Origin of the sequence: Bacillus sp. BB081 (genome assembly GCF_008368895.1) — a bacterium.
In the GTDB taxonomy this organism is placed as follows: Bacteria; Bacillota; Bacilli; order Bacillales; family Bacillaceae_G; genus Bacillus_A; species Bacillus_A wiedmannii.
The window spans coordinates 20,593-42,159 of the sequence record NZ_QOZX01000004.1 but is presented as its reverse complement, the minus strand read 5'-3'; the positions used below and the strand labels follow the sequence as shown (position 1 = coordinate 42,159).

Annotated in this window: 17 protein-coding genes and 1 pseudogene; 11 read left to right on the top strand and 7 right to left on the bottom strand. The window is 34.8% G+C overall.

Annotation, left to right across the window (positions count from 1 at the left end):
- Positions 1-74 precede the first annotated feature (74 nt).
- The 6 genes and pseudogenes from DN394_RS29960 to DN394_RS02830 all read left to right on the top strand — a co-directional run.
- Positions 75-1,118: pseudogene (locus tag DN394_RS29960) on the top strand (HAMP domain-containing protein); the annotation flags it as partial.
- A complete protein-coding gene (locus tag DN394_RS29955; protein WP_435555053.1) occupies positions 1,110-2,057 on the top strand; it encodes a methyl-accepting chemotaxis protein in 948 nt (315 codons plus the stop codon). The pseudogene DN394_RS29960 and the gene DN394_RS29955, both read left to right, overlap by 9 nt.
- A gap of 75 nt (positions 2,058-2,132) precedes the next feature.
- Positions 2,133-3,734, top strand: a complete 1,602-nt coding sequence (locus DN394_RS02845) for a sensor histidine kinase (protein ID WP_000747343.1) — start codon at positions 2,133-2,135, stop codon at positions 3,732-3,734.
- On the top strand, positions 3,731-4,438 hold the full coding sequence (locus DN394_RS02840; RefSeq protein WP_000598660.1) for a response regulator: 708 nt from the start codon (positions 3,731-3,733) through the stop codon (positions 4,436-4,438). Before DN394_RS02845 ends, DN394_RS02840 begins: the two co-directional genes overlap by 4 nt.
- A 122-nt stretch (positions 4,439-4,560) precedes the next feature.
- Positions 4,561-5,907, top strand: coding sequence for a 2-hydroxycarboxylate transporter family protein (locus tag DN394_RS02835; RefSeq protein WP_000512727.1), 1,347 nt, complete (start codon positions 4,561-4,563; stop codon positions 5,905-5,907).
- 59 nt (positions 5,908-5,966) lie between these two features.
- The gene (locus DN394_RS02830) at positions 5,967-7,166 is read left to right on the top strand and encodes an NAD(P)-dependent malic enzyme (protein WP_000892416.1); all 1,200 of its coding nucleotides are present in this window, start codon (positions 5,967-5,969) and stop codon (positions 7,164-7,166) included.
- A 311-nt stretch (positions 7,167-7,477) separates the two neighbouring features.
- On the opposite strand, the gene DN394_RS02825 is transcribed toward DN394_RS02830, so the two are convergent.
- Positions 7,478-8,002: a DUF4871 domain-containing protein gene (locus DN394_RS02825; RefSeq protein ID WP_000719656.1), complete on the bottom strand. Its 525-nt coding sequence runs from the start codon at positions 8,000-8,002 to the stop codon at positions 7,478-7,480.
- A gap of 115 nt (positions 8,003-8,117) precedes the next feature.
- Positions 8,118-9,044, bottom strand: a complete 927-nt coding sequence (locus DN394_RS02820) for a DMT family transporter (protein WP_001063914.1) — start codon at positions 9,042-9,044, stop codon at positions 8,118-8,120.
- Positions 9,045-9,164: 120 nt separating this feature from the next.
- On the opposite strand from DN394_RS02820, the gene pdxR reads away from it, so the two are divergent.
- Positions 9,165-10,565 carry a MocR-like pyridoxine biosynthesis transcription factor PdxR gene (gene pdxR / locus DN394_RS02815; RefSeq protein WP_149293589.1) on the top strand — a complete coding sequence of 467 codons (1,401 nt, stop codon included), beginning with the start codon at positions 9,165-9,167 and terminating at the stop codon, positions 10,563-10,565.
- 32 nt (positions 10,566-10,597) lie between these two features.
- On the opposite strand, the gene DN394_RS02810 is transcribed toward pdxR, so the two are convergent.
- The 3 genes from DN394_RS02810 to DN394_RS02800 form a co-directional block, all read right to left on the bottom strand.
- Complete coding sequence (locus DN394_RS02810; protein ID WP_000351216.1) at positions 10,598-11,110, bottom strand: GNAT family N-acetyltransferase; 513 nt, start codon at positions 11,108-11,110, stop codon at positions 10,598-10,600.
- Between the two features lie 145 nt (positions 11,111-11,255).
- On the bottom strand, positions 11,256-12,719 hold the full coding sequence (locus DN394_RS02805) for a sensor histidine kinase (RefSeq protein WP_000041034.1): 1,464 nt from the start codon (positions 12,717-12,719) through the stop codon (positions 11,256-11,258).
- A gap of 65 nt (positions 12,720-12,784) precedes the next feature.
- On the bottom strand, positions 12,785-13,456 hold the full coding sequence (locus DN394_RS02800) for a response regulator transcription factor (RefSeq protein ID WP_000238952.1): 672 nt from the start codon (positions 13,454-13,456) through the stop codon (positions 12,785-12,787).
- A 329-nt stretch (positions 13,457-13,785) separates the two neighbouring features.
- On the opposite strand from DN394_RS02800, the gene DN394_RS29275 reads away from it, so the two are divergent.
- Positions 13,786-13,908 (top strand): hypothetical protein, encoded by a 123-nt coding sequence (locus DN394_RS29275; RefSeq protein ID WP_001068388.1) that lies wholly within the window; start codon positions 13,786-13,788, stop codon positions 13,906-13,908.
- 344 nt (positions 13,909-14,252) lie between these two features.
- On the opposite strand, the gene DN394_RS02795 is transcribed toward DN394_RS29275, so the two are convergent.
- Together DN394_RS02795 and fdhD are read right to left on the bottom strand one after the other, a co-directional pair.
- Positions 14,253-14,759, bottom strand: coding sequence for a GNAT family N-acetyltransferase (locus DN394_RS02795; RefSeq protein ID WP_000405878.1), 507 nt, complete (start codon positions 14,757-14,759; stop codon positions 14,253-14,255).
- Positions 14,760-14,989: 230 nt separating this feature from the next.
- Positions 14,990-15,796 carry a formate dehydrogenase accessory sulfurtransferase FdhD gene (gene fdhD, locus DN394_RS02790; RefSeq protein WP_000529227.1) on the bottom strand — a complete coding sequence of 269 codons (807 nt, stop codon included), beginning with the start codon at positions 15,794-15,796 and terminating at the stop codon, positions 14,990-14,992.
- A gap of 300 nt (positions 15,797-16,096) precedes the next feature.
- Here fdhD and fdhF point away from each other — a divergent pair, with 300 nt between their 5' ends.
- The 3 genes from fdhF (at position 16,097) to DN394_RS02775 (ending at position 21,556) form a co-directional block, all read left to right on the top strand.
- On the top strand, positions 16,097-19,033 hold the full coding sequence (gene fdhF / locus DN394_RS02785; protein ID WP_000840693.1) for a formate dehydrogenase subunit alpha: 2,937 nt from the start codon (positions 16,097-16,099) through the stop codon (positions 19,031-19,033).
- A gap of 12 nt (positions 19,034-19,045) precedes the next feature.
- The gene (locus DN394_RS02780; protein ID WP_001040518.1) at positions 19,046-19,528 is read left to right on the top strand and encodes a helical membrane plugin domain-containing protein; all 483 of its coding nucleotides are present in this window, start codon (positions 19,046-19,048) and stop codon (positions 19,526-19,528) included.
- 156 nt (positions 19,529-19,684) lie between these two features.
- Complete coding sequence (locus tag DN394_RS02775) at positions 19,685-21,556, top strand: glycerophosphoryl diester phosphodiesterase membrane domain-containing protein (RefSeq protein ID WP_001164728.1); 1,872 nt, start codon at positions 19,685-19,687, stop codon at positions 21,554-21,556.
- The last annotated feature ends 11 nt before the right edge of the window (positions 21,557-21,567 follow it).

The window sequence follows — 21,567 nt, the reverse complement described above, 5'->3', positions numbered from 1 at the left end:
CATTATATATTGTTTTATATATGTTACTTATATAAAATTACAAAAGTATCCACATTACATAAAGGAGGATTATTATGCAAAAAATATTTAACTGGGTTAAATGTATGAGTATCAAGAAAAAATTAATCATTTCATTTTTTCTTATTTTAACTATACCAGGACTTATTATCGGTGGTGTTTCATATCAAACTGCCAAAACAAATTTTGAACAACAAATTACAGGTAAAGCAAAGGAAAATATTTCAGTTTTAAATACTGTTATTTCTCAAAATATAGAAGAGAAATTTGTTGATGCGGCGTACTTTGCAGACATTTTAACAGAGGATACATATCCAAACGGACAAGAAGAAATAGTAAGAACGAAGTTAGCGCAATATATAAAACTTCATCCAGAAGTAGAAGGTATTTATATTGGAACACAGGCAGGAAAGTTTATAAGAGAACCATTTATCCAAATGGCTGATGGGTATAATCCAACAGATAGATCTTGGTATAAAGAAGCACATGAAAATAAAGGAAAAGTAATTGTTACTGCACCATATCAATCAGCATCTACTAAAAATATGGTAGTGACAATTGCTAAAGAAGTAAAAGATGGTAAAGGTGTTATAGGAATTAACTTAAATTTAGATAACATCTTAAAAATTTCCAAAATGATTAACATTGGTGAAAAAGGTTATGCAGTTATTCTAGATCAAAATAAGAAAATTGTTAGTCATCCCTCTAGAAAACCAGGTGCAAAAGTTACTGATCCGTGGATTAAACCAATTTATGAAGAAAAACAAGGAAATGTGTCTTATACAGAACAAGGTGATAAAAAGAATTTAATCTTTGCAACAAATGAGAAAACAGGATGGAAAGTAGTCGGGGTTATGTTCGACGAAGAAATTACCCAAGCTGCGAATCCAGTGTTTTATAAGACTTTGGTTGTCATTGCTATAGCTATTGTATTTGGTAGTGTATTAATTTATTTCATTACAAAGTCTATTACAAGACCATTAAGAAAAATAGCTGACTCGGCACATAAAATTAGTAAGGGAGATTTGACAGAGAAAATTACAATCCATTCCAAGGATGATATAGGGAAATTAGGGAATTCATTTAATGAAATGTCTGCCTCTTTACAAGATGTGATTACTCAAATTAGTTTTTCAGCAGAACATGTCGCTGCATCAGCTGAAGAGTTAACAGCGAGCGTACAGCAAGCAAATGATGCGACAGATCAAATTACAATTGCAATGGAACAAGTATCAGGTGGGGCTGAATCACAAAGTCAAGGTGTTGAAGAAGGTGCGGCTACATTACAACAAGTAAATACAGCAATTCAAGATGTAACTGGAAGCGCGGAATCAATTTCTATCTCCTCATTACATGCGAGAGAAAGAGCTGAAGAAGGGGAAGAATTGGTTGAACAAACAGCAAAACAAATGCAGTCTATTTCTAGATCGGTATCCGAGTCAGATGCCATTATTAAACTTCTTGATGAGAAATCAAAGCAGGTAGGAGCTATTTCTGAAGCGATTCAAAACATCGCTACTCAAACGAACTTATTAGCTTTAAATGCGGCTATTGAAGCGGCAAGAGCAGGTGAACAGGGCCGAGGGTTTGCTATTGTAGCTGATGAGGTTAGAAAATTAGCGGAGCAATCAGGAGAATCATCTGGAGAGATTGCAAATTTAATTGCAGAAATTAAGGCGGATATTGAACATACTGTTAAGGCGATGGATAATGTGAATGGAGAAGTTCAACAAGGCCTTGATGTTGTAACAAAAACGAAAGCAAGTTTTACGGAAATTTTAATTTCTACTACACATATTGTTTCTCAAGTTAATCAAATGGTAGAAACAACGAAGAGAATTGCTGGAGATGCAAATGAAGTGACAAATGCTATTGATGAAATTGCAGCGGCTGCAGAAGAAAATACAGCTAGTATGCAAAGTGTTGCTGCTTCAACAGAAGAACAAGTGAATTCAATGGAAGAAATTAGTTCAGCTTCGCAAAACTTAGCTGGGATGGCCGAAGAACTACAAGTGATGACTAGTAAATTTAAAGTATAATAGCAGATAAGTAAGGTGATATTATTTTCACCTTACTTATTTTTCTATTCAGCAATTAGGGGAGTCATTAACGGGATGAAAAAAAGAAGAAGACTATGGAATTTATGGAAAACGATTACATTGTTAGTTTGTACAGTTGTAATTTTTTCTTTACTTGTGACAGATATATTAATTAGTCATAATGTAGAACGGACGACGGAGGATAGCCAAGCAGAGAAAGCAAAAACAATTGCACACATTGTGGCGAATGATTCAATTGTAATCGATGGTTTGATTGGAAAGGCAGATACTTCTGCAATCCAAACGTATACAAATAGAATATTAAAAAACACAGGTGTTCAATTTATTGTAGTTATGGACATGAATGGAATAAGAAAATCACATCCAAATCCTCAAAAAATAGGCCATCATTTTATTGGGGGAGATGAAGGGCCTGCATTGAAAGGAAAGGAACATGTATCGCTGGCAGAAGGAACTTTAGGTATTTCAATGCGAGTGTTTGTACCTGTATTTTCTGAAACAGGTGAACAACTTGGAGCGGTGGCCGTTGGTATTTCAGCAGATAATGTAAAAGAGAGAGTTAAGGAAAGTAGACATATCATTTACATTGGTGTCGGAGTTGGAGTACTAGTCGGAATCATAGGAGCAATATTGCTAGCTAGACATATAAAGAAAAGTTTATTTGGTCTTGAACCTCACAGGATAGCGAAAATTCTTGAAGAAAGAAATACGATGCTACAATCTGTAAAGGAAGGTATTATTGCTGTAGATAAAGAAGCCAATGTAACTTTAATAAATAATGAGGCAAAACGATTGTTTAAGAAAAGTGGACTTGAAGAAGATTTTATCGGTAAAGATGTTGAGTTGTATATGCCTAATTCACGTATAAAAGAAGTATTACAAACGGGAGAGATACAATTAAACGAAGAACAAAATATTTATGGAATTACGATTGTGACGAATCGTGTCCCTTTATATGTAAAAGGAGAAATAGTTGGTGCAATTGCAACATTTCGTGATAAAACAGAGATTAGAAAATTAGCAGAAGAATTAACTGGTATTAGGCTATATGCGGAAGCATTACGGGCACAATCGCATGAATTTATGAATAAAATGCATGTCGTATTAGGGCTTACACACATGAAGCAGTATGAAGAATTACAGAAGTATATAAGCGGTATGGTATCAGAGCATCAATATGAAATTGGTGGGGTTATGAAAAGAATAAAAAGTCCAGTATTTGCTGGCTTTTTACTTGGAAAGCTTAGCTATGCTAGAGAGAAAAATATAAAATTAATCATAAGTGAAGATTCTTACATGCCGGAAATGGATGATGAAAGTATTACTCATGAACTGATTACGATTGTCGGAAATTTAATTGATAATGCATTAGAGGCAGTGACGAATTGTGAAAAGAAGCAAGTTGAAGTTGAGATACAATATGGGGATACATTAACCATTACAGTACAAGATACGGGAAAAGGTATACAAGAAGAAATAGGGGTATTATTTACGAAAGGTTATTCCACAAAGGGAGATAACCGCGGTTATGGTTTGTATCTTGTAAAAGAAAGTATACAGCGAATAAATGGGGAAATTCATATGCATTCATTAGTAGGAAAGGGAACAACGATAACAATTGAAATACCTAAAGGTAGGGATGAGAGGCAAATATGATTAAAGTTTTAATTGTAGAAGATGACCCGATGGTAGCGATGTTAAATACGCATTATTTAGAGCAAGTAGGAGGGTTTGAACTTGTTCAAGCAGTTAACTCCGTTAAAGAAGCGATAGAAGTATTAGAGGAATCACGAGTAGATTTAGTATTACTTGATATTTTTATGCCTGAAGAAACTGGATTTGAGCTTTTAATGTATATTCGCAACCAAGAAAAAGAAATCGATATTATGATGATTTCAGCTGTACATGATATGGGGAGTATTAAAAAAGCATTACAATATGGTGTAGTAGATTATTTAATTAAACCATTTACATTTGAACGATTTAAAAAGGCGTTAACTATATATCGAGAAAAACTTACTTTCATGAAAGAACAACAAAAAATTAGTCAATCGGAATTAGATTCGTTAATTTTGCCAAAAGAAAAAAGAGAGCCTACTGTCACTAAAGAGCTTCCGAAAGGATTAACGAAGCAAACGATGCAATTAATTTGGCAGAAGATCGAGTCGCTGAATGGACGAGCGTTTACAACAGATGAAATGGCGCAATTAGTTGGAGTTTCAAGAGTTTCTATTCGAAAGTATGTAATGTTTTTGACTGAAATTGGAGTATTAGAAAACGAAATGGTGTATCAACACGTAGGAAGACCAGTGAGTAAATTAAGATGTATTGACAAAAATAAAATAGAGTTTTACGTATAAGCGACTTATTATAAGTCGCTTATACTTTTTTTAATTACAAAATCAATTACAAAACTTACAAAAACTATTTTTACTATTGAAAGCGTTTTAATATTGTTATTAAGAAAACAAGGGGGTGCCATATGGGAATTCAAAAGAATGTGGAAGCGGTATCATTTTCTGAAGGAAATGAAGTACAAAGAGAATCTTTAGCTTCTAAAATTATGAATGTAAAAATCGGTGTTATACCTTTACCGTTATATGTAGTATTGGCTGCTATTATTTATGGGGCATCTGTATATAATAAATTGCCAGCAGATATGATTGGTGGATTTGCAGTTATTATGATCATGGGTATTTTTTTAGGCGACATTGGAATGAGAATTCCAATTTTAAAAAATATCGGCGGTCCGGCAATACTTTCGTTATTTATTCCATCATTACTTGTATTTTTTAACTGGATGAATCCAGCTTCAATGGAAGCTGCGACTATGTTAATGAAAAAATCGAACTTTTTATATTTATATATTTCTTGTTTAGTAGTCGGAAGTATTTTAGGAATGAATCGTAAAGTATTAGTACAAGGTTTCGTTCGTATGTTTATACCTTTAGTAGTAGGGACGTTAGCTTCTGTAGCAGTAGGATTATTGGTCGGTTCACTATTTGGGTTTGAAATGAAGCAAACATTTTTCTTTATCATCGTACCAATTGTGAGTGGTGGTATTGGGGAAGGGATTTTACCATTGTCGCTAGCTTATAGTGATATTTTAAATGAATCATCAGCAACGTTTGTATCACAGCTTATTCCAGCGGCTATTATTGGAAATATGTTCGCAATCGTGAGTGCAGGGTATATGAAGCGTTTAGGTGAGAAGAAACCGGAACTTAGTGGTAACGGTGTATTAGTGAAAACAGACAATCAAGCCGAGTTATTAAAAGAACAAAATACAGAGAAGCCAATTGACTTCTCATTAATGGGAGCAGGTTTATTAATTGCGTGTACGTTCTTCATCTTCGGAGGATTTGCTTCTAAGTTCATCGGTATTCCTGGGGCAATCATTATGATTTTCTCAGCAGCACTTGTGAAATACTTTAAATTAATGCCAGCAAAAATGGAGCAAGGAGCATTCCATTTATATAAATTTATTTCAAAGAATTTAACTTGGCCGTTAATGGTTGGATTAGGATTGCTATATATTCCGCTAAAAGACGTAGCAGCAGTTCTTTCAGTAGGATATGTTGTTGTGTGCGCATCAGTTGTTCTTACAATGGTAGCATCAGGTTTTCTTGTAGGGAAAGTGATGAAAATGTATCCAGTTGAATCAGCAATTGTAACGGGATGTCATAGTGGTTTAGGTGGAACTGGAGATGTTGCTATTTTATCAGCTTCAAATCGTATGGAATTAATGCCGTTTGCGCAAATTTCAACACGTTTAGGCGGGGCAGCAATGGTTGTAACAGCGACAATTTTATTAAAAATGTTTTCATGATCAAACAAGCTAGCTATATTCATATAGCTAGCTTGTCAAATTAAGGGGAGAATATAAGTATGTTAGAAAATCAAATTAATGAAAGATCATTGTTATTGCATAAAGAATTAGTAGGGAAAATTGAAATTACAAGTAAAGTAGAAGTGAATTCAGCGGATGATTTAAGCCTGACATATACACCAGGTGTAGCGGAGTCTTGCAAAGCAATTGCAGCAGATGAAGAAACAGTGTATGACTATACAGCACGTGGTAATATGGTGGCAGTTGTCTCAGATGGAACAGCAGTACTTGGTTTAGGGAACATTGGACCGAAAGCAGCTATGCCTGTTATGGAAGGAAAGAGTATTTTATTTAAGAAATTTGCGAATGTAGATGCTTTCCCATTATGTTTAGGTACGACTGATGTGGATGAAATCGTTACCCTTGTGAAAAATTTAGAGCCTACGTTTGCAGGAATTAACTTAGAAGACATTGCGGCACCACGCTGTTTTGAAATTGAAAAGCGATTAAAAGCAGAAACGAATATTCCTGTATTCCATGATGATCAACATGGAACAGCTATTGTCGTCTTAGCAGCTGTTATTAATGCATTAAAAGTTGTTAGCAAACAAATGGATAATGTGAAAATTGTTATTAACGGTGCGGGTTCGGCAGGAATTGCAATTGGAAAATTATTATTAAAAGCTGGTGCAAAGCGCATTACGTTAGTTAGCTTAGAAGGTATTGTTTGTGAAGGTGAATCATGGATGAACGAAGCACAAATTGAAGTTTCCAAAAAGACAAATCGAGAATATGTGCGTGGAACGTTAAAAGAAGCGATTCATCAAGCTGATATTTTTATTGGCGTATCTGCTCCTAACGTATTAACGAAAGAACTTGTACAAACGATGAATGAGAAAGCAATTGTGTTTGCTATGGCGAATCCAATTCCAGAAATCTTCCCAGAGGATGCATTAAAGGCTGGGGCAGCTGTAGTAGGAACCGGGCGCTCAGATTATGCGAATCAAGTAAATAATGTATTGGCGTTCCCAGGGATATTCCGTGGTGCGTTAGATGTGCGCGCGACTGATATTACAGAAGAGATGAAATTAGCGGCAGCATATGGGATCGCTAACATCATTACGGACGAAGAACGTAATGCGAATTATGTAATCCCGAATCCGTTAGATAAAAGAGTTGTTCCAAGTGTTGCGGAAGCTGTAGCGAAAGCAGCCATTGATTCAGGTGTGGCGCAAATTATGAAAATACCAAGTTATTAATAGCTAAAAGCAGTGCCTAAAAAGGCACTGCTTTTTTGAGATAAGAAATCAAAATAATGAAGAAGTGTAAAATTATTTATTTGTGTTTCTTCACTATTTATTTAATTCCATTGCAACTTGTTTACCATTTACTAAAACCTCAGTTACTGCTACAATCACTTCTATCATTTTTTTCATCTCTCATCTCTCATCTCTCATCTCTCCTCGTGTCATTTCTTATTTTAAGTATAAGAGAAGAGAGATACTTCAACTATCGAAGTACATGACGTAGAAATTACATTGTTGTAAGAAAGTGTTTTAGTTTTGTCACTTTACTCAGCAGTAATTACAAACTGATCATAATATTTTTCATTCACATATATATTTAATACCCATAATCCAGGTGAAGGTAGTGACATAGTGAGAGGAAGTTCGTTTGTAGTGGAATCAATTGTATTTGAAGTAGTCCAAGTTGGTTTGGAAGTTTCTTGTTGAAAGAGTACTGGTGTTGGAGTTACTGATCCTTGTTTTAGTGCAATAATAGATAGTTTTCCAGTTGGCATTTCAGGATCTAAAAAGTACCACATTATTTCATTTTTTTCATTTACGATAATAGGGCTATCAGCCATTGCAATTTTTTCTTCGATGCCTTTTAAAGGTATTTTTTCTTGTATGAAGGAGGGGGTTTCTTCCCAATTTACATCTTTTAAAACGCTAAGATGAAAGAAGGAAGGTGCATTAACTTGAGTGGATGACGTGGCGATGGCTTCTTTTTTAGGTGCTTCTGAATCAGGTTGCGCTTGTGTGCATCCAGCGATGAGAAAAGAGAAAAGTAGCATAGTTCCAATTTTTTTCATGGTGTCACACTCCTAATTTTTATTGTTAGTGTAATTGTATTTGCTAGAAAGCGGGACAATTCCTTTAAAACGTCAAAAGAGGTCGTAAGTTTTGTACGACCTCTTTTGACATTTTTTATATTTGTTCAGTTGAAAAGGTAGGTTCATTCTCTTTTTGCGGCATCGTTAAGAAAATAACAGAAAGAACGATACATACGCCGCCTAATAATTGATAGGCTCCAAAGGATTCATTCAGCCAAGCGATTGAAACGATGGCAGCTACAAGTGGTTCAATGCTAGATAAAATGCTTGTTTCTGTTGCTGCTAAATATTTCAGACTACCGATATAAAGGAGGAAAGAAAGAGTGCCACTTATGATGATAAGAATAAGCATAGAAAAAGTTTTTTGTGTAAAAGTTTGTGAAAGCTGGTTCCATTCAAACGAGCGATTACAAATAAGCAGGGCAATGCCACCGATTAACATCCCCCAGCCAATTACTACAGTTGTTCCGCATTCTTTAATAAGAGAAGCTGGATGAAGGGTATAAAATGCAAAGCCAATTGCTGTTAATAGGCCGAAAATAATGGCTTCTTTCGATAAAACAATATTTTCAATTGAACCGTTTGTAATAATAAAGTACGTTCCTGTTAGGGCAGTTATAATTGCAAGTAGTTGCATAGAAGCAGGGAATTTTCTTTGTCCAAATGCGACATAAATGGTAATAAGAACAGGGCCAAGAAATTGAAATAATGTCGCTGTAACCGCGTTACTAATATGAACTGTTTCAATAAAGGCGTATTGCGCACCGAGCATGCCGAGAATAGAGAAAATAATAAGTTGTATAGAATGTCTAGGATGTTTCCAAATTTGAAATATGTTTTGTTTCTTTATAAGCAAGAAAGATAAAATAAATATTCCCGCAAGCAACAAGCGAATTGTTAAAAAATCAATTGATGATACGTTAGTATGTTGAAATAGCCACTGAATCATCGGGCCAGATAATCCCCATAAGGTAGCTCCTGTAATAATCATAATGAGTCCAATCCGTCTATTGTTGTTCATAATCATGCATCCCCTCTCGAGTATTTGATTTTTTATGTGTGACATGATACAAGGAATTATATATAACTTCTGGTACTGTAAAAAGTATCAGATTTTAGTTTTATTAAGGGGTCAGATATTATGTTAGAATTAACGCCTAATTTAAATACGAAAAGTAAAATAGCATTGTATGTGCAATTGTATGAGTATATAAAAAAAGAGATTAAAGATGGAACGATTCCGGCTTTTACAAAATTACCTGCTAAAAGAAAGCTGGCGAGCTATTTACAAGTGAGTAAGAATACAGTAGAAGCGGCTTACGAGCAATTACTTGCAGAAGGTTATATTGAATCGGCATCGAGAAAAGGTTATTTCGTATGTAAAATTGAACAAATGATTTATGTAGAAAGAAGCGAAGCGAAAGTAGAAGAAGTATCGTTTCGGGAGGAGAACTATAAATTTGATTTCACCCAAACAGGGGTTGATACGGATACTTTTCCGTTCACTACGTACCGCAAGCTTATAAATGATGTATGGCAGCCACATAATAATGAGTTACTTTTTCTTGGACACCCTCAAGGGGAATTGAGCTTAAGGGAGGAAATTGCGAACTATTTGTATGAATCTAGAGGTGTGCGTTGTTCAGCTAGCCAGATCGTATTAGGGGCGGGTACACAAATATTAGTAAAGCTACTGTTTCAATTGTTAAAGGGAAGTAATTATGCAGTTGAAAACCCAGGTTATCACAGGAAAATGGTTGTTTTTGAACAGGGAGAAAAGAAGGTTCAAATGTTGTCTTTAGATAGAGACGGAATTTGTATGGCAGAGTTAGAAAATAGCGATGCAAATGTTGTATTTGTAACTCCTTCTCATCAGTTCCCATATGGAATGATTATGCCTATTACGAGAAGGTCGCAGCTTTTACAATGGGCAAAGAAAGAAGAAGACAGGTATATTATTGAAGATGATTACGATAGTGAATTTCGCTATTCAGGAAAGCCAATTCCGGCACTACAAGGATTAGATACAGACGGGAAAGTTATTTATATGGGGACACTATCAAAAGCTTTGTTACCCTCATTACGGATGAGCTATATCGTATTACCGAAGAATTTAATTAAAAAATATCAAAAGGAATATTTGTTTTATACACAAAGTGTTTCAAGAATGGACCAAGAAGTGATAAGAAAGTTTTTAAATGAAGGGTATTGGGAAAAACATATTCATAAAATGCGTGTTGTTTACCGAAAAAAGAGGGATCGACTTGTTTTTGAAATAGAGAAGTATTTCTCTAATCGTGTTGAAGTGATCGGAGAAGATTCTGGATTACACATTTTATTACAAGTGCATAATGGAATGCGAGAAGAAGAACTCATTAAAGAAGCTGCAAAATATAGTATTAAAATATATCCTGTTTCTACGTACTATAAAGACGGTACTGTGCCTGAAAATGTAGTTTTACTTGGGTTTGCAATTTTATCAGAAGACGAAATTGCGAAAGCGATTCAATTATTACATAAGGCATGGTATACAAGAAAGTAAAAAACATCCTCCAGGCATGAGGATGTTTTTTATTATTTATTTTCATCTAAGAATAAGACCATATGCTCTTCGTCCCAATACTGTCCGTTATATTTCAGTGAACGTTCTTGTACACCGAATGTTTTAAAACCTAATGATTCATAAAGTTTCTTCGCACCATCGTTGCCAACAACAACATCAAGCATAACTTGTTCCACCTCTAAAGATTTAGCAAGTTCAAGACATTCTTTAATAAGTGCTTTTCCTGCTCCAAGTCCGCGTGCTTTTGGAGAAACATATACAGAACCGATTTTAGCTTTATGTTCTTGTTTTACGTATGGTTTCGTTTCCAGTGTTGCAACCCCGATTAATTGTCCATCTTTAAATGCACCTAGCGTATAGTTTTCATCTTGTGCTAATTTTTGTGCTTTATATTCAATCGCACACTCTTTATTAATAATATCTTCATAAGAAGAGCTGAAAGCTTCAGGGTTTTGCTTTAACCCTTCTACACGAAGTTCTAAGTAAATTTCCGCTTCGTCTTTTGTTAATACATGGATATCCAATTGTATCACCCTCCAAATCTTTGCAAATGTACCTTTATTTTATATTGAAATAAGAATAATTTCAAAAGCTTAGCTTATATGAGCTGATTTTATGAACAAAATAACACCAGTAGTGTTTACTACTACTGGTGTTTTCACACGCATCTTATTCAAAAGGTAGCTCGATTCTAAAGTTTGTTCCTACTCCTAATTGGCTTGTTACTAGAATGGAACCGTTATGCAATTCTACAATTTCTTTTGCAACAGCTAGCCCAATACCTTTTCCTCCAGTAGCTCTCGTTCTCGATTTATCAACACGATAAAAACGATCAAAAATATGCGGGATATCTTCTTCAGGAATACCTTCTCCCTCATCGTCTACATTTATTGTAAAATAATCTGTTTCCGTGAGTACACGTATCGTAATAGATGTGTTTTCTGGCGAATGTTGATAAGCATTGTGTAATAAATTTAACATAACTTGTTCCATACGTCTTTCGTCTATGCAAACTTCTAAATCATCTTTGCAATATACATGGAGTTGCATTTGTTTGTTAGTTAATGTTGTTTTTGTTTTTTCAACCATTCGTTCTAAAAATGGTTGAAGAATCACTTTTTGTTTTTTTATAACAAACTGATGTTGTTCTAATTGCACCAGCATAAATAAATCTTGGACGAGATCGGTTACACTATCTGTTTCATCCTCAATGATTTGTAAGTATTCTTCACGCTCTTCTTTCGTTAAAGAGTCTCTCTTTGCTACCTTCGCATAACCTTTCATATAGGTTAATGGAGTTAATAGTTCATGGGCAACACTAGCGAGAAATTCATTGCGTTCTTTTTTCATATAAGTCAGTTCACTAGATAAATCTTCAATCGTTTTTGCTAAACTTCCAAGTTCATCATTCCGTTTAATACCTAATTGAATTGGTGTATTTAATTTTGACATTTTTTCTGTTGCCCTCTTCATTTTTATAAGCGGTTCTGTAATAACACGAGAAAAAACAAAGACAGAAATAGTCGTTAAAATAATTGTCAAAACACTAATGATAAGAAATTGATTCATGAGTTTAAGTAACATATTTTCTAAGAAAGATGTCTTTAATAACATATACAACTTACCTTGAAATCCTTGAAGTTCCAGCGGGCTTACTGTTGAGATGAATTTTGATTTTTTCCAGTTTTTTTCATTGATTAATCCACCTTCTGGGATAGTCTCTGTTTTACAAGTAAGTTGTTTTTGCATTTCTTTTGTTACAGGTTCTGAGGTAGAAATAATTTTGCCGTTATTGTCCGTTATAATGATAGCTATATCAGAGTTAGCAATTAATTCTGATTCAACTAAGTGTTCAGCCGCAGTGTTGATATCAAACTCGGGGTACATAGCACGTTTAGGCCGTTTACTGTGTTCAGCGCTTTCCATGAGTTTCTTTTCTTTAGAATATACATCCCACTTCGCGCGTTTTTTAATAATTTTACTATAGCGATTTCCTTTCTCTAAAAGAGCAAGTGTTTCTTCCTCAATGCGCATTGTTGAAATGCTTTTGTAAAAAGATACAAAAGCAATTGTTTCAATACATAAAGCTAATATTAAAAAGTATGTCCCAACTTTAAGTGAAAGTTTACTCATTTTCTCACCATACCTTATTTCATATAAAGGGTCAGTGGTATACTATTGTCCACTGACCGAAGTAATTATTCACTTTTCCATTTATATCCGACTTTATAGACAGTTTCTAAGTAATCTTCAACAGGAAATCCTTTTTTGCGTAATTTATCGCGGATATTACGAATATGTGAATCGATTGTTCTATATTCAATGTCTGTTTCATAACCCCAAATTTTTTCGATTAAATCATCTCGGCTATAAGCACGGTTTGTGTTTTGTAAAAATAATCCAAGTAACGAAAACTCGATAGGTGTCAGGGAGATTTTTTCATTATAAACTGTGACAGTATGTTTCGTTTTATCCCACTCGATACCATTGAAGCTAACAAATCCATCTTTCTTTGTACGACGTAATATAGCTTCGATTCTTGCGACTAATACATGCTCATCAAATGGTTTTGTAATATAGTCATCTGCGCCCATAGTGAGACCTTTCACCATATCGTAACTTTGATTGCGGGCTGTTAGCATAATAATTGGAACGTTGGAAATTTGACGGATTTGATAGCAAGTATCCCATCCATCCATATTCGGCATCATAACATCTAACAAAATAATATCGAAGTCTTTTTGTTCTATTAACTTTAGTGCTTCAAGGCCAGAGGTAGCTTTCATACAAAAATAGCCACGAGGACTTAAGAACAAATCTAATAATCGTAACATGCGTTCTTCATCGTCTACTAATAAAATTTTAACCATAATATTGTGCACCCCAAACTGTTCATTCTACTTGTATAGTTTACATGAAAATAATAAAAAACTCTTTTTATGTGATTGAGTGGAAGAGTTATTTTTCGCTCAGAGTAATTGACATAAAAAATGCACTAGTTTTGCACAACTATTTCTTATAATAGAAAACGTAGCGACACAAAATACCCTATGTTGCGACATAACGTCATGTCATTTTATTTATAAAATGACAATTCCATTCTATTGTGTATGTGAGATAGAGAGGGTTTTCGTATTCACCTCGCATCGGATAAGAAAAATTTCCTATCTCACACTTTTTTTAAAAGGAGATCATACACATGAATCCAAAAGAAGAAATTTCAAAAAAAGAAAAGCAAGATCGTAATACGGTTGTCATGTGCATTGCCGTATCTATGGTTATTATTATAAGTTGTGTAAATAAAATTTTGGGGATTTTATAATATAAAAAAGCTTATTGCTTCTTAAGAAGCAATAAGCTTTTTTCGTTATTAGGGGAATAGTTCTATATAATAAACCAAGGTAAAATGGCTAACCCAGAAGTTACAATTGCTGTAGTAAATATTAAAAGCATAGCTCGTTTGTTTTGTTTCATGTCACATTCTCCTCTATCTATCAATTGAATGCTATACGTTCATTTCATAATTGGTGCCTCACTTTATACTTTTAGTATAATGAATGGAAAGGTTTGGTACGATCGATAAAGGTGACATGAAGATTACATTGTTGTAATGAAAAAAGCACCTTTTTTAATCAAAAGGTGCTTTTGGAAAACTATATTGAAGTATTAATCATTTAAGAACAGAACCATATGTTCCTCGTCCCAATATTGACCGTTATGTTTTAAAGAACGTTCTTGTACGCCGTAAGTTTGGAAGCCTAATGACTCATATAATTTTTTTGCAGCATCGTTACCAACTACAACATCGAGCATAAGTTGTTCTACATGTAGTTTATCGGCATTTTCAATAATTGCTTTAATTAGAGCTCGTCCTGCTCCAAGGCCACGCGCTTTTGGGGAAACAAAAACGGAACCGATTTTTGCTTTATGTTCTTGTTTAATGAAAGGCTTTGTTTCTAAAGTAGAAATGCCGATTAAATCGTTATCTTTGAAGACCCCTAGAGTATACTTATCCGGATTGCTTAATCGTTTTGCCATAGCAGCTACAGGATCCTCATGTTTAAGAACATCTTCATAAGAAGAGCTAAAAGCTTCCGGGTTCTTCGTTAAACCTTCCATACAAACTTTTAAATATATTTCTGCGTCCTCTGTCGTTAATAAGCGAATTTCCATAGTTATAACCTCCTTGGTCGATTTCAAATAAAATAAATCCATTACTTCTATAAGATTGTGTATGCGTTTTGTTAGCAGTCTCTTTTAATTTGTAAAAGAATGAAAAGATATATGCTACAATGTTTTGTTTTTAATATGTAATGAAATTATATATTAACTTTATTAACTATTCAAGTCTTTAATATATTACATTTTTATAACTAAAATAACTCCTCAACCGAGGAGTTATTTTAGTTATTCGATTGATAACCATCAATTCGATGTGGATGTGTGTAAATATTGCAAGATTCGTTTCTAATAAATCCTACGACTGTAATGCCTAAATCATGAGCGAGTTGTAATGCTAATTTTGTTGGAGCGGATTTAGATAGAACCATTTCACATCCGATTTTTGAAACTTTGAGTAAAATTTCGGATGAAATACGCCCACTAAATGCAATGATTTTTCCTTTAACAGATATATCGTTGCGCAAACAATGGCCATATATTTTATCTAATGCATTATGTCTTCCGATATCCATTCTTGATAGGAGGATATTATTTCGATCACATAGCGCGGTATTGTGAACCCCGCCGGTTTGGCGAAAGGTAGTGGAAGATTGTTGTAAAGTATTCATTAAGTAAAAGCATTCTTCAGGAGTAATTTTTACATGTATATCATGTAAATCTTTTGCTTTTGCTGCATCGTTAACGAAAATGAAACCTTGTCTACCTTTTCCGCAGCAAGAAGTGATGTATCGTTTATTATATAAAGTTTGATAGAGTGGATTTACTTTTGATGATGTTACATGGACAATTCCGTTATCTTTTTGCACCCATAGTTCTTCAACATCTTTATAGGAAGCAATAATTCCTTCAGAAATTAAAAAACCAATTACCATATCTTCAATATAATTTGGTGTGCATACAACTGTTACATATTCTTCACCATTTAATTTAATAGTAATAGGAGATTCTGTAACAATCTCATCCAGTTGTTTTGAAAATGTACCAGATTGATAGCGTACAATTGTATAAGTCTCTTGCGTAGGCCCCATATTAAATTCCCCTTTTATATGTATTTCTCTCCCATATTTATCATAAAACAATGGGGAAATAAAAACACCTATTAGCAAGGAAATCACAGATTATTTTGGTTATTATTGTATATGTACGATATAATAGAACCGTAGAATAGTGATATTTTCAAGCTTTCGTAGTTATACCTTATAACATCTAGAATCGACTTCATAAGAAAAGTATTCGGGCAGAGCGTTTCAAAAATATGTACAGTAATGCGATTTTGAAAACGGATTCATAATTGTGTTGTACAGTTGGTTGTAAGGAGAGGGGAAACTATGGCAGAACAGACAGTCCGTGTAACCGTGGATGGTAAAGAATTTTCCACATCGGGTGAAAAGACGATACTACAATTATTTAACGAGAGTAATTTGGAACATCCTCAAATTTGTCATGTACCAGAAGTAGATCCAATTCAAACTTGTGATACGTGTATTGTAGAAGTAAATGGGAAGTTATTACGTGCTTGTTCAACGAAATTAGAGAACGGTATGCATATCGAAAGACAGTCCCAGCGTGCAAAAGAGGCACAGACTGAGGCAATGGATCGAATATTAGAGAATCATTTATTGTATTGTACCGTTTGTGATAACAATAATGGTAACTGTAAAGTCCATAACACGGTACATATGATGGGAATCGAAGAACAGAAATATCCGTATGAGCCGAAAGTAAGTGCTTGTGAAGTGGATATGTCACATCCGTTTTATCGGTATGATCCAAATCAATGCATTGCTTGTGGACAGTGTGTAGAAGTATGTCAAAACTTACAGGTTAATGAAACTATATCGATAGACTGGAACTTAGATCGTCCACGTGTTATATGGGATCATGGTGTAAGCATAAATGACTCATCTTGTGTGAGTTGTGGGCAATGTGTAACAGTATGTCCATGTAATGCGTTAATGGAAAAATCAATGTTAGGTGAAGCTGGATTCATGACAGGATTAAAGCCAGATGTGTTAGATCCGATGATTGATTTTGTAAAGGATGTAGAGCCTGGATATAGTAGTATTTTGGCAGTTTCAGAAGTAGAGGCTGCGATGCGTAAGACGAAAGTTAATAAAACAAAAACAGTTTGTACATTTTGTGGTGTCGGTTGTTCATTCGAAGTATGGACGAAAGATCGTCAAATTTTGAAAGTACAACCTGTTTCAGATGCACCTGTTAATGGTATTTCCACATGTGTAAAAGGTAAATTTGGATGGGACTTTGTAAATAGTGAAGATCGAATTACGAAGCCATTAATTCGCCAAGGAGATATGTTTGTTGAAGCTTCATGGGAAGAAGCATTAGAAGTTGTTGCTTCTAACATGCAGCATATTAAATCTGAATATGGCAGCGATGCATTTGGATTCATTTCTTCATCGAAAGTAACGAATGAAGAAAATTACCTTATGCAAAAACTAGCTCGACAAATATATGGAACGAATAATGTAGACAACTGTTCTCGTTACTGTCAGTCGCCAGCGACAGATGGTTTATTTAAAACTGTCGGTATGGGCGGGGATGCTGGAACAGTGAAAGATATAGCTGAAGCAGGACTTGTCATTATCGTTGGTGCGAATCCAACAGAAGGACATCCTGTACTTGCGACGCGTGTAAAACGTGCTCATAAATTACACGAGCAAAAACTAATTGTAGCAGACCTCCGTAAACATGAAATGGCAGAGCGTGCGGATTTATTTATTCATCCGAGCCAAGGAACGGATTACGTATGGCTTGCTGGTATTACGAAATATATTATTGATCAAGATTGGCACGATAAAAAGTTTTTAGCTGAAAACGTAAAGAATTTTGATGAATATAGCAAAATGCTAGAGAAATATACGCTGGACTATACAGAGAAAATTACAGGGATTTCGAAAGAAAATCTGAAAGAAATGGCTCGTATGGTATATGAAGCAGATGGTACTTGTATACTTTGGGGAATGGGTGTAACTCAAAATACAGGAGGAAGTACGACATCAGCAGCAATTTCAAATTTACTACTTGTTACGGGTAACTACCGTCGTCCTGGTGCAGGTGCATATCCATTAAGAGGACATAATAACGTACAAGGTGCTTGTGATATGGCAACATTACCAAACTGGCTTCCAGGTTATCAAGCAGTATCAGATGATACGCTTCGTGCTAAGTTTGAAAAAGCATATGGTACAACTATTCCGAAAGCGCCAGGATTAAATAATATTGCAATGTTACTTGCAGCGGAAGAAGGAAAACTACGCGGTATGTATGTCATGGGTGAGGAAATGGCTTTAGTCGATTCAAATGCGAACCATGTGCAACATATTTTAGCGAATTTAGATTTTCTTGTCGTTCAAGATATGTTCTTATCAAAAACAGCTCGTTTTGCTGATGTTATTTTACCGGCAGCACCAAGCTTAGAAAAAGAAGGAACGTTTACGAATACAGAGCGCCGTATTCAAAGATTATATGAAGTATTGAAACCGCTTGGTGATTCCAAACCAGATTGGTGGATTTTGCAAAAAGTTGCTCGTGCACTGGGCGGGGATTGGAATTACGAAAGTCCAAGTGAAATTATGGACGAAATCGCATCACTTGCACCGTTATACTCTCAAGCGACGTATGACCGTCTAGAAGGATGGAATAGTTTATGTTGGGGTAGTCATGATGGTAGCGATACACCGCTATTATATGTAGACGGATTTAACTTCCCAGATAAACTTGCTCGTTTATCATTAGATGAATGGGTACCACCGGTTGTAGCACCAGATGAGTATGATTTACTTTTAAATAATGGACGCATGCTCGAGCATTTCCATGAAGGGAATATGACGAATAAGTCGGCTGGTATTTTATCTAAAGTATCTGAAGTATTCGTTGAAATTTCACCGGAACTTGCTATAGAGCGCAATGTGAAAGATGGTGGTCTTGTGGAATTAGCATCACCATTTGGGAAAATTAAAGTACAAGCGCTTATTACAGATCGTGTAACGGGGAAAGAGCTATATTTACCGATGCATGCAACAGTAAATGAAGAAGCGATTAATATTTTAACTGGGACGGCAACAGACATTTATACGTGTACACCGGCGTATAAACAAACGATGGTGAAAATGCGTGTGTTACGTGAAAAAGGAGACCGCCCGTTACCATCTTCGAACCCGCGAGATAAAAAGCGTAATCCGCAAAATGGTGTTGAAATCGAGCAAAAGTGGCAAAGAAAACAATACGTATCACTTGTGGACTAGGGGGCGGAGATAGTGGCGAAAGAAATTACGTTAATTAAAAAGAAAGTTGTAACAGAGGAAGAACAGAAGCAGCAATTAGCAGATGAACTTCTAAATGAGCTATCTAATAATCGTGAAGCAGTAGAAGAAACAATGCAGCTTTTAGCACAGTTGCAAAAGGCTGGTATATTAGATGCGGCGATTAGTTTACTTGCTGCGAAGGAAGATGTTTCAAAGATCGCTGTGGAGCAATTAAATCGTGAACCAGTTAAAAATGCACTTAACAATATGATGGGAGCGGGGGAAGCACTATCCTCAGTTGACCCAGAAGTAACGAAGCAAATCACATCGAGTTTAGTCACTGGATTACAATTTGCAACAGATGAATTAAATAGTGGCAAAAAAACAAAAGTGATGGATTTCTTTAAAGTGTTAAAAGATCCAGATATCAATAGAGCCATTACATTCGGTTTTAGCTTCTTGAAAGCATTTGGACAAGGGTTAGAGAAAAAATAGAGTAGATGAAAAAAGTGATGGGGAGTAACCATCACTTTTTTCATTGTATGTATAAGAGTGTTCATGTTAAGCGGAATATATTATTATTAAAAAGATGGATTAGAAATGGAAATGTGGAATCCATCTCAAATATCGTTTTAGAATGTGGAGGAATATATGCAACACCGTAAAAGACTATCTATACCAGGAGTAATTGGACATTCCTTTCAAACAGTTAGATTTGCTTTTTGGAATGTATTAACCTTTCAACTTGCTTATAAATTATTAGCAGCGATTGTATTTGTCCCGCTATTTGGGATCATTTTTAATAAGTTATTGTATTTTGGTGGTTATGCAAATGCGACGAATGATGAATTATTAGCGTTTTTAAAGACGCCATACGGCATAATGGCAATCGTAATTTTATCATTGTTAGCACTGTTTCTTATCTTTACGGAATTTGCGGTGCTTATTATTATTTCGTACTTTGCTCATAAAAGGCAAAAGGTGAGATTACGTCCGATTTTGTATAAAACAGTAACGTATTTACCTTCCCTTTTTACATATTGCTTACCAGGGTTTGTTTTGTACGCAGTTGTGTTATTACCACTATTAAGTACGGGGTATAAATCTGCATTGATTCCTGAGATTCAAATTCCTAATTTTATTACAGGTGAACTATTTAAGACAACAATGGGTCAAGTTGGATATTATACTTTCTTTGCTGTAGTTGCCTATTTAAATCTTCGTTGGATCTTTGTTTTACCTATTATTGTTTTAGAGGAAAAGCCGTTCCGCACCGCAGCACGAAAAAGTGCAAACTTAGTAAAAGAAAGCTTTTTTAAAGTATTATTCTTTTTAGTAGGTTTTTTCATATCTGTAGGAATTGTCTTTCTTTTATTTATAGGAATTTATTTACTTTGTCTGTGGGGAGTATATGAATTTACAAACCCAGCAGGGACATTTGCATTATTAGCGGAATCAACAATGTCTGTGTTTTTAACGAGTACATTGTATTTATTTAGCTTTATCGTGACACCATTTTATATTATGGCGATTACGCGATTGTACTTACAAAAGGTTCCAGTTGAAGATGTTTTATTAGAAGAAGGATTAGATTATTCGAAAACGAAAGCAGATAAATGTTTCTTCCAAAAACATCGTTGGAAATTTATTGGCGTATATATTGTAGGAATTATTACTGCGGGAATGGTTGTTGCCTTCATTGTGACCTTTATTACAAACACATATAAAGAACCAATTATTATGGCTCATCGTGGTTATATTTCAAAAGGTGTAGAGAATACGAAAGAAGCTGTGCAGGGGGCTATTGATGCGAAAGCAGACTATGCTGAAATTGATGTACTGCAAACGAAAGACGGTGAACTAGCAGTTATACATGATTTGAAGCTAAAACGTCTTGCTAATGCTAATGTTCATGTGTCAGATTTAACGATGGACGAGTTAAGACAGCTTACTCTTAGTCAAGATGGGTTTTCAGGACAAATAAGTACACTTGATGAGATTATTAAGCTGTCAAAGGACAAAATCAAACTTAATATTGAAGTGAAGCTTCATGGTGGCGAAAAAGATTTCGTAAACAAAGTATTAAAAGTGATTAAAGATAATGAATTTGAGAAGCAATGTGTCATTCAAACGTTACACTATCCGCTTATTAAAGAGTTTAAACGTGCAAATCCCAATATAAAAGTGGGATATATACTGTATGCAAGTAGAGCTAACTTAAAGAATGTGAAAGCTGATTTTTATGTAGCAGAAGAATACATGTTAAATAAGAAATTAGTAAAAGAAGCAAGAAAGTTAAACAAGCCGATTTACGTATGGACGGTAAATGATATGGAAAGTTTAAAGGGATATTATAAATTAAACGTAGATGGTATCATTACCGATTATCCTGAAGATGCACGTGAAACAATTAAGATGTTAAAAGAGCAAGAAGCGGAAGAAAGTGATTTGTTTGATAAAATTACTGAAACAACAGATGATTTATTTTCCAAGTTATTTATAAGTTACCCAGCTGCTGGCTAAATGCCTGCAGC